Annotated in this window: 13 protein-coding genes; 1 reads left to right on the forward strand and 12 read right to left on the reverse strand. The window is 46.9% G+C overall.

Annotated elements, in window-relative coordinates; genetic code table 11:
• Nucleotides 1-49: 49 nt before the first annotated feature.
• The 5 genes from bglX to AB3N00_RS09280 form a co-directional block, all read right to left on the reverse strand.
• Entirely contained in the window at nt 50-2,215 is a 2,166-nt protein-coding gene (bglX, locus tag AB3N00_RS09260) for a beta-glucosidase BglX (protein ID WP_413034272.1), read from the reverse strand.
• A gap of 81 nt (nt 2,216-2,296) precedes the next feature.
• Nucleotides 2,297-3,892, reverse strand: coding sequence for an extracellular solute-binding protein (locus AB3N00_RS09265; RefSeq protein ID WP_413034273.1), 1,596 nt, complete (start codon nt 3,890-3,892; stop codon nt 2,297-2,299).
• Between the two features lie 54 nt (nt 3,893-3,946).
• The gene (locus AB3N00_RS09270) at nt 3,947-4,852 is read right to left on the reverse strand and encodes a carbohydrate ABC transporter permease (protein ID WP_413034274.1); all 906 of its coding nucleotides are present in this window, start codon (nt 4,850-4,852) and stop codon (nt 3,947-3,949) included.
• 18 nt (nt 4,853-4,870) lie between these two features.
• The gene (locus AB3N00_RS09275) at nt 4,871-5,830 is read right to left on the reverse strand and encodes an ABC transporter permease (protein ID WP_413034275.1); all 960 of its coding nucleotides are present in this window, start codon (nt 5,828-5,830) and stop codon (nt 4,871-4,873) included.
• An 11-nt stretch (nt 5,831-5,841) separates the two neighbouring features.
• On the reverse strand, nt 5,842-6,606 hold the full coding sequence (locus AB3N00_RS09280; protein WP_413034276.1) for an alpha/beta hydrolase: 765 nt from the start codon (nt 6,604-6,606) through the stop codon (nt 5,842-5,844).
• 468 nt (nt 6,607-7,074) lie between these two features.
• Here AB3N00_RS09280 and AB3N00_RS09285 point away from each other — a divergent pair, with 468 nt between their 5' ends.
• Nucleotides 7,075-7,992, forward strand: coding sequence for a serine hydrolase domain-containing protein (locus AB3N00_RS09285; RefSeq protein WP_413034277.1), 918 nt, complete (start codon nt 7,075-7,077; stop codon nt 7,990-7,992).
• 104 nt (nt 7,993-8,096) lie between these two features.
• Here AB3N00_RS09285 and AB3N00_RS09290 read toward each other — a convergent pair whose 3' ends face one another.
• The 7 genes from AB3N00_RS09290 to AB3N00_RS09320 all read right to left on the reverse strand — a co-directional run bounded on the left by AB3N00_RS09290 (nt 8,097) and on the right by AB3N00_RS09320 (nt 16,055).
• Nucleotides 8,097-8,351 carry an AbrB/MazE/SpoVT family DNA-binding domain-containing protein gene (locus tag AB3N00_RS09290; RefSeq protein ID WP_024629045.1) on the reverse strand — a complete coding sequence of 85 codons (255 nt, stop codon included), beginning with the start codon at nt 8,349-8,351 and terminating at the stop codon, nt 8,097-8,099.
• Nucleotides 8,352-8,522: 171 nt separating this feature from the next.
• Nucleotides 8,523-8,987: a tRNA (uridine(34)/cytosine(34)/5-carboxymethylaminomethyluridine(34)-2'-O)-methyltransferase TrmL gene (gene trmL / locus AB3N00_RS09295; protein ID WP_413034278.1), complete on the reverse strand. Its 465-nt coding sequence runs from the start codon at nt 8,985-8,987 to the stop codon at nt 8,523-8,525.
• 137 nt (nt 8,988-9,124) lie between these two features.
• A complete protein-coding gene (serC, locus tag AB3N00_RS09300; RefSeq protein ID WP_413034279.1) occupies nt 9,125-10,213 on the reverse strand; it encodes a 3-phosphoserine/phosphohydroxythreonine transaminase in 1,089 nt (362 codons plus the stop codon).
• 232 nt (nt 10,214-10,445) lie between these two features.
• Complete coding sequence (gene glnA, locus AB3N00_RS09305; RefSeq protein WP_413034280.1) at nt 10,446-11,870, reverse strand: type I glutamate--ammonia ligase; 1,425 nt, start codon at nt 11,868-11,870, stop codon at nt 10,446-10,448.
• 403 nt (nt 11,871-12,273) lie between these two features.
• Nucleotides 12,274-13,338, reverse strand: coding sequence for a 3-deoxy-7-phosphoheptulonate synthase (aroF, locus tag AB3N00_RS09310; RefSeq protein ID WP_095288271.1), 1,065 nt, complete (start codon nt 13,336-13,338; stop codon nt 12,274-12,276).
• Between the two features lie 234 nt (nt 13,339-13,572).
• Nucleotides 13,573-14,526 carry a 4-hydroxy-3-methylbut-2-enyl diphosphate reductase gene (locus tag AB3N00_RS09315; protein ID WP_413035233.1) on the reverse strand — a complete coding sequence of 318 codons (954 nt, stop codon included), beginning with the start codon at nt 14,524-14,526 and terminating at the stop codon, nt 13,573-13,575.
• Nucleotides 14,527-14,594: 68 nt separating this feature from the next.
• A complete protein-coding gene (locus tag AB3N00_RS09320) occupies nt 14,595-16,055 on the reverse strand; it encodes a sensor histidine kinase (RefSeq protein WP_413034281.1) in 1,461 nt (486 codons plus the stop codon).

Consider the following 16,055-nt stretch of genomic DNA (forward strand, 5'->3'; position numbering starts at 1 on the left):
TTTTTATGTGAAGTCCATTCACCTGAAATGTTCTTAACGTTCTGATCAATTACACCAGCTTAAACGTACTTTCCTGCGTATCGCGGCTATTAGGTCCGACAAAAATCTGGAATGTCCCTTTGTCACTGCGATAACTCAAATCGGAATGATGATAGCGAAGTTGTTCTTCATTTAAAGAAAATGTTGCAGTACCGCTCTCGCCTGGTGCGAGTGCAAGTTTCGTATAACCCTTCAGTTCACGCATTGGTCGTACCACTTCACCGGATACATCACGTACATATAGTTGAACAGTCTCCACACCTGCGCGCTGACCGGTATTAGTTACATGAACCTGAATGCTGATCGGTTGATTGGCAGTCATTTCTTGGCTCGATACTTCCAGAGCACCGTATTCGAACGTGGTATATGACAAGCCATAACCAAACGGAAGCAGCGGCTCGTTCGGACTATCAATATATTTTGAAACATATCGTTCTTCCGTCTTCTCCGGATTCAGTGGGCGTCCCGTATTGAAATGGTTGTAATATACCGGGATCTGACCTACGGATTGCGGGAACGACATGGTCAGACGTGCAGATGGATTTACTACACCCAGGAGAACATCAGCAATCGCTGCTCCGCCTTCACTGCCCGGGAACCATGCTTCAAGCACGGCATCAGATTCTTCGAACACACCATGCAGATCCAAAGGACGGCCATTGAAAATTACACTGGCGATGGGTTTACCAATCGTCTTCAGATGTTTAACGAGTTCCAGCTGCGCCGCTGGCAGGCGAATATCGGTACGTGAGCCGCCTTCGCCGCTCATTTCAGCGTCTTCTCCCAGAGCCAGGACGATAAGATCTGCCTTGCTCGCCGTTTCCAGTGCTTCAGCGATTTGTTCCGCTGTAATGGTGTGAACATCGCTACCTTGGGCAATGTGAATCTGTCCGTGCTGCAGACGCTCCTGCAGTGCGCTTCCCAGTTTGACGGCATCTTCCTTCACGCCTTCACAGGACCACCAGCCGAGAATATCCTCGCTTTGGGCAAACGGACCAATCAACGCCACATTCGCTTCGGGCTGAAGAGGCAGAACACTGTTCTCATTTTTTAGCAAGACTGCCGATTTGGTTGCCAGCTCATAGGATACCTGACGATGTTCCTTCGAGAATACAATTTCGCGCTCACGTTCCGGATCCGCAGCACGGAGTGGATTGTCGAACAATCCCAGTTTTTCTTTCAGCTGCAAAATACGCAATACCGCTTCATCTATAAGCTTCTCTTCCACTTCACCACTCTGAATCAGCTCAGGCAGATGACTAACATAACAAGGAGTCATCATCTCGATATCGACTCCTGCACGAATGGCACGGTATGCAGCTTCACGGTCATCTTCAGCCGCTCCATGTGCAATCATCTCGCGGATGGAAGCCCAGTCCGAGATCAATACACCATCAAAGCCCCACTCGTCACGTAAAATGTCGCGCATCAGCTTCTCATTTCCACTCGCTGGAATGCCATCTACAGTATTGAACGAAGCCATTACCATTTCGACGCCTGCGTCCAAAGCAGCTTTGTAAGCCGGCAAATAATATTCACGCAGGTTTCGCTCGGACATGTCTACTGTGTTGTAGTCGCGTCCACCTTCTGCTGCTCCATACGCCGCAAAGTGCTTCACACATGCAGCCAGACGGTCCGGCTCATCCTTAAGGCTGTCTCCCTGATATCCGCGTACAAAGGCAGCCGAAAACAGGCTGTTGAGATAAGGATCTTCGCCTGTCGTTTCCATTACACGGCCCCAGCGCGGGTCACGAACCAGATCGACCATTGGTGCAAATGTGACATGCAAACCGGATACTGCCGATTCGCGTGCGGCAATCTCTGCGCTTTTCTCTGCCAAGTCCGTATCCCATGAACAGCCAATAGCCAGCGGGATCGGGAAAATGGTTTTGAAACCATGAACCACGTCTGCCATAAACAAGAGCGGAATGCCAAGTCGGCTTTTTTTCATATAAGCTTGCTGCACATCAATGATGGCCTGTGCGCCTGACAAGCCCAGGATCGAGCCACTGGCATCGACAGATTGTTTTGTAATCCCCATCTCTTCCATCGGTCCTGTAATCTGGCCCTCCACATTGGTTCCTTCGTAAAAATTGGCGGTCAGCTGAAGAAGCTGGGCGGTTTTTTCTTCCAGCGTCATTTGTTTGACAAGGTCAAGCAACTGCTCATTGTTCATATCTGTTATCCTCCACTGCATGTTGTTGAAATAAAGAACCCGGCTGCGTTCGGGGAGAGACCGCGCACCGGGTTCAGAATGTTACTTCAGATTGTTCAGTTCATCCAGAACTGGTTGAACCAGTGACATTTTGCTGTTCACCCATTCTTTCCAGTTGGCTTCCAGATCGCCGCTTTTCAGAATCAGGTTGGCATACTCGTTTTGGTATTCAAATGTAGCCTGGTTTTTCGCTTTGGAATCATACAATTGAACATCCCAATCGTAGGTAGCGAGTGCACCGCCCTCAGTTCCGAGCTTCGCTTTATCTTGGAAGTGTTTAACCGATCTATCACGATATTCTTGCTTGATCGCCGGGTTAATCATACTGAAATCGTCACCCAGCAGGTACAAACCTTCGAAACGGCTTGGGTACTTATCTTCCAGTGTAGTGCCTTCAGGCAACAGACTTACCAATTCGTTGTTCTCGCCATATTTCCAATCTTTGTCTTTGAAGCCCATATTCAGAAGCAGCTGGCCTTCTTCACTGATGGAGTAGTCCATCAGATCCATGATACGTTCGAATTTCTCATCGCTGATATCTGGGGAGAAAATGGTCGCGGACCAGTAGTTTACTTGCTCCAAGTTACGATACTTGCCATCATCGCCTACGACGATTGCTGTGTGAACCAGCTCATCGCTATCAACACCCAAGTTTTTCTTCATTTGAGTATCCATATCTTGTCTGTAGGATGCCAGACCGCCAAGGCTTGTTACAGCAGCTACGCCGTTGACTCTGAAATTGTCGCTGCCTTCGCTGTTTTTCCAAGTGTAGAATTCAGGATTAAGCAGACCTTTTTTATAAGCTTCTTGCATCAGTTTCAAACCTGTAAGGGTTTCAGGATCTGCAGGACCCCAGTGATATTTGCCATCCTCGCCTTTGTAAAAGGCGGATTCCACACGAGCATGCTCACTGTTGGCAACAACGATGTTTGTCAGTGCATCATCGGCGTTGTAGGACAGAGGAACAAGTTTGTTTCCGACTTTACCTGGATCTTTGTCTTTAACCAGTTGTGCATATTCCATCAGTTCGGAAGTCGTGTAAGCATCTTTCAATTCGAACCCAACGGCTTCTGCCCAGTCTTTACGCAATGCAATGACGCCAATTTGGTTAACCAGCGGATCTGCCGGTTTGTTTTCGAAATATACCGGTCTAGGCAGAATGTAAGTTCCGCCTTTCAATTCTTCCAGCTTCTCACCAAGGCCAGTCAGCTTGTAAGCTGCCGCCACGTTAGGCCAGCGCTCTTTCCAATCATCCGGGAATTTGTAAAGCAAACCTTGGTCGATGTAGTTCATGGCATCACCGTGAACGTAATTCCAGCTGGAAACGTCAGGAAGGTCACCGGAGTTGATCCACAGACGAAGCTTCTCGCCCCATGAATCCCACTCTACGAAGTTGTAATCCCAAGTGATATTGAATTTGTCCATCCAGTATTTGTGGAACTCGTTATCCAATTGGCCATCTTTCAGTTGAATCGTACTTGCTACGGAAATATCGAGCTTATCTTTGTAGTTTCCGTTTTCGTCTTTCTCGTTGCTACCCGAAGCCCCTTCGCTTGAACAAGCAGTCACCATCAGCATGACTACACTAAGCGTGATGGCAAAAAGTGATCGTACAGATAACTTTTTCTTCGTTTTCATGTTTTACCCCCATGGTTTAGTTAGAATTTTTGACTCAAAATCCTATGTGTATAATCAGGTCTTGATAGCACCTGTTAATACCCCTTTGGCAAAGTGCTTTTGCAGCATTGGGAAGAAGCACATAATCGGAACCATTGTGACGAACACGGCGGCCATCTTCATCCCTGTGGAGAACTTGGCTGCGGCTCCGGCTGCATCCACGCTGGAAGCGTTGGAAGCATTTGTCTGGGATTCGACAATAATGGTTCGCAGTACGTTTTGCAGCGGTAACTGATCCGCCTTTCGCAGGAAGATCATCGCATCATACCAGCTGTTCCAGTACGCCACGCCGTAGAACAGCGTGATTGTTGCAATAATTGGTGTAGCCAGTGGAAGAACGACGGAGAACAGGATTCTCCACTCGCCGGCTCCATCCAATCGAGCTGACTCCATTAGCGATTCCGGCAGCGTGTAGAAGTAGTTCATCATCAGGATCATGTTGAACGCACTGAAGCTTCCTGCCAGAATAACGGACCATAGCGATCCTGTCAGATGAAGAGATTTCATGATCAGATAGAGTGGTACGATACCACCATTGAAGATCATGGTGAACAGCACTAGGAAAAAGATGAATTTCTTAAATGGAAATTTGCTGCGACTTAGTCCATACGCCATGCTTGTTGTCAGGAACATGCTGAGAGGCAAACCGATAACAAGCAGGATTAATGTATTTTTGTACCCTGTCAGGATACTTCCATCAGCGAAAAGCGCTTTATAGGAATCAAAGGTGAATTCTTTAGGGAACATTAGCATTGGATTGTCGGCATATTCTTTTTGTGTTGCGAATGAGATCATGATGACATTCCAGAATGGGATCAGAATCATCAAGGCAAGTACAAGTAATATGGCGAAGATAACGTAATCAAGAAGCGTCATTCGTTCTGTACCAATCTTCGACTTTTTGGCAGCTTTCTTGCTCATTTCATTTTTCCTCCTTTCTTATCGGAACAATCCGTCTCCGCCAAGCAGTTTGGCAAATCTGTCAGCAAGAAGCAGCAAGATCATATTCACAAGGGAACGGAACAAGCTGACCGCCGTCGAGAAGGAGAAGTCGGTTGATGACTGGAACGTAATCCGATAGATGTATACATCAAGTACTTCCGATACGTTTTTGGTTGCGGCATTCGCCAAGTTGAAGATCTGATCGAAACCGGAAGACATCAATCCGCCGACAGACAGGATAAACATAACCGTAATGGTCGGCATGATGTTCGGCAGCGTGATCCGGAACATCTGCTGCAAACGGGACGCTCCGTCGATCTGTGCGGATTCGTATTGATCCTGATCGATACCGGAGATCGCTGCGAGGAAGATGATGGCACTCCAACCACTTGACTTCCAGATATCGGTTAACAGAAGCATCGGTACAAAGTTCGACTCGGAACCCAGGAAGTTAATGGTTGGCAATCCGAGCAACGCAAGCGTACTATTCACCAAACCGTCATACGCCAGTACGTTGATGACAACCCCGGATACGATAATCCAGGACAGGAAGTGCGGGAAAGTAAGAACGGTTTGGAACCACTTTTTCCCTCTGCGCATCCGCAATTCGTTCAGTAACAGGGCTAAAATAATCGGGAACGGGAATTGAATGATCAGTTTCAAAATATTGATGTACAATGTCCGCCATACCGCGTCAATGAACGTCGGATCCCGGAAAACGTATTTGAAGTTTTCAAATCCGCTCCATGGACTTCCCCAGATGCCCAGGTTCGCCTTGTAATCTTTGAATGCCAGGGATAAGCCGCCCATTGGCATGTAGGCGAACAGGATCAGCCATACGAGTCCCGGAATAAGCAGGGTGTACGTCATTCTGTGCTTCCAGATTTCACTCCAGAGCGAATTGCCTTTCAAGTTTCCCTTCAGCTTTTTGCTAGGTCCTTCGGCTGCAGGTTTCAATTTGCATCTCCTCACTCTACTATGGTCTTGTCGTTATACAGAAAATCAAACATGGTTCTCAGGTGCTGCTCCCAAAATCTCCATTCATGAGCTCCCGGAGATTCAACATACCGGAATTGATACGCAGTCCCCTGCATGTACTCGGCAAATCTGCGGTTCATTTCAACAAATGGATCACTTTCACCGCAGCAGCTAAGTACTTCCGGTAAGGGCCGACCCTCTTGCAGCAATTTTGCTGACAGTGCGTAGATGTCCTGATCGGGCTTCACCTGTAACCGTTCTCCAAAAACCGCTTTCATTTCCTTGATCATGCCTGGTGGCATATGCGGATCATGAAGCCGTGTCTGAATGTCGGTAACCCCGGATAAGGAGACCACCTTGCGATAACGTTCGGGATAAGTCAGTGCACATTTTAAAGCACCATATCCCCCCATGGACAAACCCGCAACGTAAGTCTTCGCAGGATCCGTATTCAGGTTGAGCTGACGCCTGCATAACTCAGGCAATTCCTGAGTAATGTAATGGAAGTAATTCAGGCCGTATTCCATATCGGTGTAGTAGCTTCGGTTTGCCTCTGGCATGATGATCGTACAGCCATATTGTGCAGCGTACATTTCGATTGTAGTCAATCGCTGCCACGTACTCGCATTATCGCCTGCCCCATGCAGCAGATATAGCGTACCGCCTGAAGTCTCTCCGGAGTCACAGGACACTACATGTATGCTTGTGTTCATGCATAGTGTAGGCGATCCGGTTTCGATCGTTATGTGCGCCATATGGAACCCCTTTCATCATCAGTTGTCGCCTGTACTCTCTCTACTTTTGTTTTCCTGCTACAACTCCTTGCCATTCCCCCGTAGCCTACTAGGTTATCGAAACGATTTTCTCGAATCGTTTCAAAACATAGCTAACGTTGATTCATATGGTCTTAAAAACAGCACTTTTTACTTGGAAGCGATTTCTTCGAATCGTTTCGAATAAATCATAATCCCGATGAGTAAATCCTGTCAATAACCTTTTTACAAATTTCGCGTTTTTTTCTCAAAAAACTTCTTGTTCACGTGTAAATTTGCGTCAAAAGGCACTTTTATTGTGAAAATATAACCTTTTGGTAACCGGTTGCACATCTTTCATTGACATCACTTCAGGTTTGTACTAACATAAACCCTAATTTTGGTTCCAGATTGCGGAAACGTTTCACCAACTCTAAAATTGCGTCTTTTTTTTGCAGAAAGGATGTTATTATGTCCAGCGTCTTAAATACTTTTGTTCATCATATCGAAGCTCAGCAATTAAACGTACTCTCTGTTCGGGTGCTGCAGCATGGAGAAACAAGGGAACAGTGGAACCGCACCGAAGATACTCGCCGCTTGCAGCATTCTATAAGTAAGTCTTTTACCTGCATGGCAATAGGATTGGCTCTCGATGAAGGCATATTGACGCTTGAATCCAGGCTGGGAGAATATTTTACATGGCCGACACCTGCCCCTGATTTAACAGCCTTTTCTCCTTCAGACCTCACGTTGTATGACCTGCTGCGGATGTCTTCAGGGCATGATGTTCCAGTGCTCTGGGCAGAGGAGCGGGCTACTCTTAAGGAAAAGGATTGGACTAAATATTACATGTCACTGCCACTCGACAGAGTCCCTGGTGAAACATTTACATACAGCAGTGCCGATACTTTTATGATCTCGGCCATGTTCCAGGCAGCCTCAGGTCAGACAGTGAAGGACTATTTAATTCCCAGATTGTTTGAACCACTGGGGGTTTTCAACGTGGAGTGGGAGACCTCTCCCTTGGGCATTACCCTGGGTTGTGCGGGTTTGCAGCTTACAACTGAGGAATTAGGCAGATTTGGACAGCTATTGCTTCAGAAGGGGAACTGGAAAGGCACTCAACTGATTCCTGCGGAATGGATAGATCTCGCCACAACTCGCCAGATCGCTACCCCTGGAGAAGGGGACTGGGGGCAAGGCTATGGTTATCAATTTTGGCTGTGTTCCCATAACGCTTACCGCGCTGACGGTGCCTATGGCCAATTATGCGTGGTCCTTCCCGAACTCGACGCTGTTGTTGCCATCAATAGTGATGAACTGAACATGCAGGCCATTTTGGACCTGATCTGGTCCGAGATCCTCCCCCATCTTGAAGCCAATCTATAGTGCTGTTTCATAAGTGGTTCAAGACGATCCATACTCCGCCAAAATATCGGATAACAAAAAGAAGTATCATGCCTTTATTGGTCATGATACTTCTTTATCTTTACTTACCCGTGCTGTGGAAGCTGGGTCATTTCATCCAGACATTGTGCGCATATGTAACGCTCTTTAAACTCATTGACTTCTTCCATCGATCCGCAGAAAATACATTTTGGACGGTATCTCTCCAGAATGATATGGTCCCCTTGTACTAAGATCTCTACAGGATCTCCCTCATTCATTTGATACCTTTTACGCAAAGATTTAGGCAATACGATCCTACCCAATTGGTCAACTTTGCGAACTACTCCAGCTGGCTTCATAGCTACGGCACACCTCTCCTATCTTACTCTAAATTTCTAGGTACAATTGTACTATGTTTAAAGATTCGCCAAGATTTTGTCGAATCCTGCTGGAAATAAACATTTTTTGTCCTTTTTTTTGAAAAATGTTTTTTTAGCGAATTCTAACAGTCATCTGATCGCGAAATCTGGTCAATCCAGACCCGGGAAATTTAGCTGTCGTAGTGCCTCATACACGATAATCGCAGCCGAATTGGACAGGTTTAACGAACGAACATCCCCTGTCATGGGCATTTTCATACAAGTATCCGGATTAGCAGCAATCAGTTCTGGAGGCAGTCCTTTGGTCTCTTTGCCAAAAACCAAAAAATCTCCATCTTGGAATGTAAAATCGGTATATCGGTTCTTCGCCTTCGTGGTTGCGTAAAAAAAGCGTCCTTCAGGGTATTGCTCCTGAACCTCAGCGAATGAATCATGATATTCAATGTGAACTGCATGCCAGTAATCCAGGCCAGCCCGTTTCAAGGTAGCATCATCCGTCCGGAATCCGAGAGGGCGAACCAGATGCAGATGAGTGCCCGTAGCCGCGCATGTGCGAGAAATATTGCCGGTATTCGCGGGAATCTCCGGTTCAACCAGAACGATATGCAAAGCCATATGTGTTCAATCTCCTTTAAATTCATGTATCTGTTGCAATCCTCTAATTCTAAAGAAAAGCCTCCCACACGTCAATGTGGAAGGCTCTGGAAGGGCTCTATTTAAACGCTAAGGCTCATCATCTTGTCCCCTATCATTTATCCATTTGTTTGCTGAAAGTGGCTCATAAAGTCTGTCAGTGCCTTAACACTCTCATAAGGAGCTGCATTGTAGATGGAAGCACGAAGGCCCCCAACGCTGCGGTGTCCTTTCAATCCAACGAATCCTTCCTGTTCGGAAGCTTTAATAAATTGTTTCTCCAATTCTTCCGAAGCAAGGCGGAACGTCACGTTCATCAGGGATCGGTCTGCTGCATCAACACAACCCCGGTAGAAGTCGCCAGAGGAATCAATTGTGTTATAGAGCAATTCTGCTTTTTTGATGTTCTTTTGCTCGATGCCCTTCAGTCCGCCTTGTTCTTCAATCCATTTCAAAACCTCATTCACCATATAAACAGAGAAAGAAGGCGGGGTGTTATACAGGGAATTATTTTCGGTATGGGTACTGTAACGAAGCATCGTTGGAATCGTTTTTGGTGATTCACTTACCAGTTCCTCACGGGCAATCACCACGGTAATTCCGGACGGTCCAAGGTTTTTTTGTGCACCCGCATAAATCATGCCAAACTGATTAAGATCGAATGGCTTACAGAAGATATCACTCGACATGTCGGCAATTAGAGGTACAGAGCCTGTATCCGGGAAGGACTTAAACTGCGTACCCTCAATCGTCTCATTGGATGTCAAATGCACATACGCGGTACGATCAGGCAAACTCAAATTAGATACATCCGGCAGTTTCATGTATTTATCTGCTTCGGAAGAAGCCGCAATGTGCGTTTCACCAATCAGCTTCGCTTCAGACAGCGCCTTCTTGGCCCAGCTGCCTGTCATTACGTAACTTGCAGTCTGGCCAGCCCCGAGCAGGTTCATCGGCAGCATGGCGAACTGTGTGCTTGCTCCGCCCTGTAGAAATAGAACCTTGTACCCCTTCGGATTGCCTAGGAGTGATAATAAACGCTCCTGAGCTTCATTATGTACGGACTCGTACACTGCCCCACGGTGTGACATCTCCATAATCGACATGCCTGTATTACGAAAATCAACAAATTCTGCTTGCGCACGCTCCAAAACCTCAAGTGGCAGTGCCGCTGGTCCTGCATTAAAATTATACGCTCTATTTGTCATTTTTCCCCCGCCCTTTCCATCCGTAGCTTACATATGAAGTGAATATTATCGCTATGATATCAGTATTCCCCATCCGCTTCAAGGGCAATAAGCACTGAAGCCAACGATCAGGGTTATCAAATTACTTTATCACCCTGCAAAGTTAACGCACTACATCATCCATTCATGGAAAAGCCTCCGAGAGCGAGTCCCGGAGGCTTTTATTTTGGGAACAGAATCTGTTCCGACCGGATTAGCAGTCGAAGTAGAGGCTGTACTCGTGCGGATGAATGCGAATCGCTACTGCTTTTGCTTCATCACGTTTGAGGTTGATGTAGTTCTCGATGAATTCTTTGGTGAATACGCCACCCTCAGTCAAGAACTCGTTGTCCGCTGCCAGTGCATCAAGTGCCTCTTCCAGGGAAGCTGGTACGCTGCGGATGTTTTCTTTGTCTGCATCAGACAAGTCATAAATGTTTTTGTCGAGCGGACCATATCCAAGCTCAGTTGGGTTGATTTTGCGTTTGATTCCGTCCAGACCCGCCATCAGCATTGCAGAGAATGCCAGGTAAGGGTTAGCTGTGGAGTCAGGCGTACGGAACTCGATGCGACAACCTTTAGGTGTCACGGCTGCAACCGGGATACGTACTGCTGCAGAACGGTTACCTTTGGAATAAACCAGGTTTACCGGTGCTTCGTAACCAGGTACAAGACGTTTGAATGAGTTCGTGCTTGGGTTAGTCAACGCGATCAGAGCCGGTGCGTGGTACAGAATTCCTCCGATGTAGTGCAGAGCCATTTCACTCAGGTTCGCATATCCCGCTTTGTCATAGAACAATGGGGAATCGCCATCGAAGATGGATTGGTGAACGTGCATTCCGCTACCATTATCACCGAACAACGGCTTCGGCATGAATGTAGCTACTTTGCCATATTGACGTGCAGTGTTGTGCACGATGTATTTGTATACAAGCAGGTTATCTGCTGTTTTCTTCAATGTATCAAAACGGAAGTTGATTTCGGCTTGACCGGCTGTTGCCACTTCGTGGTGATGACGCTCGATTGACAGGCCTGCTTCTTCCAACAGACGACACATTTCACTACGAATATCCTGTTGAGTGTCGACTGGTGCCACTGGTACATATCCGCCTTTAGTGCGAACTTTGAAGCCCAGGTTTCCGCCTTCTTCCTTGCGGTTCGTGTTCCATGCAGCTTCTTCGGAATCAACGTAGTAGGAAGAACTGTTTGTGCCGCTCTCATAACGTACATCGTCGAAGATGAAGAATTCGGACTCAGGTGCGAAGAATGCTGCTGTACCTACACCGCTCTCTTTCAGGAAAGCTTCAGCTTTAACAGCAATGCTGCGTGGGTCACGCTCATAACGCTCGCCATCTGGTGTAAAGATATCACACATAACATTCAATGTAGGGTGTGCAGTGAACGGATCGACATAAGTCGCTTCAGGATCTGGCATCATAACCATATCGGACTCTTCAATTCCACGGAAACCTTGGATAGAAGAACCGTCAAAAGCTACTCCATTTACGAATGTGTCTGCATCAACAGCCGAAGCTGGTAACGAGATGTGATGTGCACGACCAGCTAAATCTACAAAACGAAAATCTACCCACTCGATGTTGTTCTCTTGAATTGATTTCAATACGTTTTCAACCGACATGTATTCGTCCTCCCAAATATTCCGAACAATAAACAACCCCACGAAAGAAAATGTCCATATTCGAATTTTTTTCTGTCGTCATTATAAAATCCCAAACATGACATCGTCAATACTTATGTAAGGTATTTTTTGCGACTATGTTAGCTATACTTACATTTTATAAATACTCAAACTTCTCATAACAACGTATTTATTCGATATTTAATCGAGTTAATGCGGTAAAGTAACCAATATAATTTCCTAAAACATGGGAAAAACATTACATCATAAATGTTTCTTATCACTATTGATTAATAAATGCATTCAACAACCCCTTGATATGAAAAACCGGACATCCCCAGTTCCATTCTCTAAGAACGGAAGCATGGGAAATGCCCGGGTATATTCATAATATTCTTGAAAATTAAACGCCTACTCTTGCTGGGAAAAACTCAGCCGGTTGTTTGGCCGTATTAAACGTTTTGCCCACAATTGGTGCAAGTTTCTCCAGATCCTGCAGCAAGTTGGCAAATTGGTCAGGGAACAGCGATTGTACCCCGTCACCGGTCATGGAGTTGTCCGGATCCGTGTGCATCTCGATAATCAGTCCATTGGCACCAGCAGCAACAGACGCCTTCGTCATCGGTTCTACCAGCTCACGGCGTCCTGTGCCGTGGCTCGGATCCGAAATAACAGGAAGATGGCTTAGAGACTGCAGAACAGGGATTGCAGATAGGTCGAGTGTATTGCGAGTATAGGATTCAAAAGTACGAATTCCACGCTCGCAGAGCATTACATTAGGGTTACCGCCAGCAAGGATGTACTCAGCAGCGTTCAGCAGCTCATCGTACGTCGCACTGAAGCCGCGTTTCAACAATACCGGTTTACCGCATTCACCCAGCTTACGAAGCAAATCGAAGTTTTGCATATTTCGTGTGCCGACTTGCAGAATATCCGCGTACTCCGCGCAAATATCAACGTATTCCGGTGTCATCACTTCTGTGATGGTCAGCAAATCATGTTTCTTTCCTGCTTCAGCCATCATGATGAGCCCTTCTACACCTGTCCCCTGGAAGCTGTAAGGACCTGTACGAGGCTTAAATGCACCACCGCGCAGTACCTGGCCACCAGCAGCTTTCACAAGACCGGCAATTTCGTCAATTTGGGCAGCAGATTCTACCGCACATGGTCCCCCCATAACGACGAGTTCTTTACCACCGATATCCACTCCCTTAATGGAAATAACCGTATCTTCAGGGTGGAAGTCACGGCTGGCCAGTTTGTAGGACTTCGAGATTCTTACGACATTCTCTACGCCCTTCATTTGACGAAGGTGCTCCTGCATTTTGGGCTCCACTTTACCAATCAATCCGATAATGGTACGATCCTCCCCGCGGGAGATATGCACCTGAAGTCCTTCCTTTTCAATCACAGCGACGATATCCTGAATCTGTTCCTCTGGTGTTGCTTTACCTGCAATAACGATCATAATTAATTCCCATCCTTCCTTGTATAAGAGCACCTAACTGTTTCGATGTGCGTCTGATTATAAATAAAGTTCTGTCGCGCTTAAACGCTTGTTCGCTTTTAAGCTTTTATCCACTAAAGTAAATATATCATAGTCTGCCTTTCACGTCAAGATGACTGTTCATACCCCACTTACAAAAAAATCCTGTGCTGCAACCCGAATTTGGGCTGAAACACAGGATTCCTCGTTGTACATTTAAGTTGTACGTGTCTTTTCCCGCACAGGAGGCAGCAGCTTGCTCATGTTGACTGTACGTTTAATTTCCCACGTCTCCGGCTGATCATGCTCGTATTGCTCCAGATAACTGATGACTTCCTTCGTAATCGGTGTCGGCGTTGAAGCCCCGGAAGTGACGGCTACCTTATTCACGCCTTTCAGCCATTCCTGCTTAATCTCGGACACATCCGATACCCGATAGGCTGTTACACCCGCAATTTCTTCCGACACTTGTGCAAGCCGGTTCGAGTTATTGCTGCGCGGGTCACCCACAACGATGACCAGATCAGACTGACCCGCCTGCTCTGCCACAGCTTCCTGACGAACCTGTGTAGCGAGGCAAATCTCGTTGTGAATTTCCGCACCTGGAAACTTCTCCAACAGACGGCTCATGATGTGCTTGATATCCCATTGGCTCATTGTCGTCTGATTGGTGATGAGAATTCTGCCAGAAGGCACGTTCAGTTCATCAATTTCTTCTTCCTTCTCGATCAAATGTACCTGGTCTGGTGCCACTCCAACAGCACCCTCAGGTTCGGGATGGTTCTTCTTGCCGATATAGATGATCTGATAACCTTCAGCCGTCTTCTCCCGAATAAGGTCATGCGTTTTGGTGACATCAGGGCATGTTGCATCCACAGTAGTCAGCCCTTTGTCCCGTGCCATCTTGCGCACCTCAGGAGATACTCCATGAGCCGTAAAGATCACTGTACCGCTCTCCACCTGACTCAAAATTTCAATCCGGTTTGGACCGTCCAATGTAATGATACCCTCATCTTCAAAGGAATCCGTCACATGTTTGTTGTGCACAATCATACCCAATATATATATAGGCCGTGGTAGATCCAGATTGCGTGCTGCCTGACGTGCCAAAACCATGGCATCCACAACTCCGTAACAATACCCTCGCGGCGAAATTCGCAGTACTTCCACTTGGTTGCCACCCGCTTTCTTTTTCGGCACTAGCTGCCGATGTAATTGCAGTCCAGTCTATTATACCTTTATTCGATAGGTGGAGCAAAGACAACTGGCATCCAAATGATGAAAGTCGTTCCTTCTCCGCGTCTGGTTACTACCTCAACGGAGCCCTGATGCTCCTCAATAATCCATTTGGCAATGGATAACCCAAGACCAATGCCCGGTGTAGCTCCGCGAGATTCATCCGCACGATAGAAACGATCGAAGATAAACGGCACCTCATCCTTATCCATCCCGATTCCTGTATCACTAATCCGGAGGCCAACCTGGCCTTTATAAAGGATTGCATCAAGCGTTACCGTTCCATCCGGTGTGTATTTAAATGCATTTTCAATGAAAATAAAGAGCATCTGCTGGAGATAGTCCTTGCTGCCGTTCACATAAATCCCATTCAAAATGGACAAATCGCCCACCCGCCACTCGGCATGGTGGTCAAGGAATTGGGAACGACGCGCAACCTCCTGGACCAAAATCTGCAGCGGAATCGGATTAAGCTCGATCTTTTGTCCTGTGTCTGCTCTTGCCAGTGACAGCATGTCGCTAATCAGCCTGCTCATGCGTTTGCCTTCGTCCGCCATGTCTTCAATCGCTTCGAGCGACATTTCCTTGACGGTCTCTTCATCCAGATTCGGTCGATCATTACCTTCTTGATCCCATAACTTTTTCAGGAAATCCACATTCCCCCGAATGGTAGTCAGCGGCGTACGCAGCTCGTGCGAAGCATCAGATACGAATCTGCGCTGGGCAGCATTCGTCTCCTCCAGGCCGCGGAAAGAAAGTTCCGTCCGTTCGAGCATGTTATTCACTGTTTCAATCAGGCGACCGATTTCATCCTTGGGACCGGTATACTGTATTCGAACACTCAGGTCATCTCCGGATTGAATCTGATTGGCTGCATCAATGACATTGACGAGTGGACGCATCGATTTGCGGGCAAGAATGAGTCCTGAAGTAATCGCCAGCGCCATAGCCACGAGCCAGCCAAAGATCAAAATGTTAAGCAGTGCCTCGAGCAATCGTTCCTGTGAGCTCACATTGGCGCCCACCTGAAGAAGACCTCTGATTTCATTGGTTCCCTGGAGAGACAAGGGCTGCTGATTGACCAGAAAAGGAGTGCCATTCACGTATATCTTGGATATTCCACGTTTTTCAAGTATTTCATTTGTCTTCAAAACCGGAAATTGGATGCGAACCTTCTCCATGTTCCCGGAGATTTTGCCCGACTGGCTCTGGTAATCCCAGAGCTGAATATAAATTTGAGCTTCCTGCAGCTGACTCTCGGTAAACGGGTCCAGGTCAAGCGTCTGTGACAACGGGTTAACCCCAATTTGGTCCGTGATTCGCGCACTCTTCGACTTCAACTGCTGTTCGACTTCCTGATACGTATTGAAATAAACAAAGGCATAGATTACGACACCCCAAAAAATAAGCACAGCTGCCAAGATGCCAGAATACCATGCGGTTAGTTTTAACCGAATGGACAT

Origin of the sequence: Paenibacillus xylanilyticus (assembly GCF_047246825.1) — a bacterium.
Lineage (GTDB): Bacteria > Bacillota > Bacilli > Paenibacillales > Paenibacillaceae > Paenibacillus > Paenibacillus xylanilyticus_B.

What these genes read in the sequence shown, in the direction of transcription:
- AB3N00_RS09290 (WP_024629045.1), bottom strand. Translation starts at nt 8,351, where the DNA reads ATGAAGCCAGCTGGAGTAGTTCGCAAAGTTGACCAATTGGGTAGGATC.
- glnA (WP_413034280.1), bottom strand. Translation starts at nt 11,870, where the DNA reads ATGTCGGTTGAAAACGTATTGAAATCAATTCAAGAGAACAACATCGAG.
- bglX (WP_413034272.1), bottom strand. Translation starts at nt 2,215, where the DNA reads ATGAACAATGAGCAGTTGCTTGACCTTGTCAAACAAATGACGCTGGAA.
- AB3N00_RS09320 (WP_413034281.1), bottom strand. Translation starts at nt 16,055, where the DNA reads ATGTCCATTCGGTTAAAACTAACCGCATGGTATTCTGGCATCTTGGCA.
- serC (WP_413034279.1), bottom strand. Translation starts at nt 10,213, where the DNA reads ATGACAAATAGAGCGTATAATTTTAATGCAGGACCAGCGGCACTGCCA.
- AB3N00_RS09285 (WP_413034277.1), top strand. Translation starts at nt 7,075, where the DNA reads ATGTCCAGCGTCTTAAATACTTTTGTTCATCATATCGAAGCTCAGCAA.
- aroF (WP_095288271.1), bottom strand. Translation starts at nt 13,338, where the DNA reads ATGATCGTTATTGCAGGTAAAGCAACACCAGAGGAACAGATTCAGGAT.
- trmL (WP_413034278.1), bottom strand. Translation starts at nt 8,987, where the DNA reads ATGGCTTTGCATATCGTTCTGGTTGAACCGGAGATTCCCGCGAATACC.
- AB3N00_RS09270 (WP_413034274.1), bottom strand. Translation starts at nt 4,852, where the DNA reads ATGAGCAAGAAAGCTGCCAAAAAGTCGAAGATTGGTACAGAACGAATG.
- AB3N00_RS09265 (WP_413034273.1), bottom strand. Translation starts at nt 3,892, where the DNA reads ATGAAAACGAAGAAAAAGTTATCTGTACGATCACTTTTTGCCATCACG.
- AB3N00_RS09280 (WP_413034276.1), bottom strand. Translation starts at nt 6,606, where the DNA reads ATGGCGCACATAACGATCGAAACCGGATCGCCTACACTATGCATGAAC.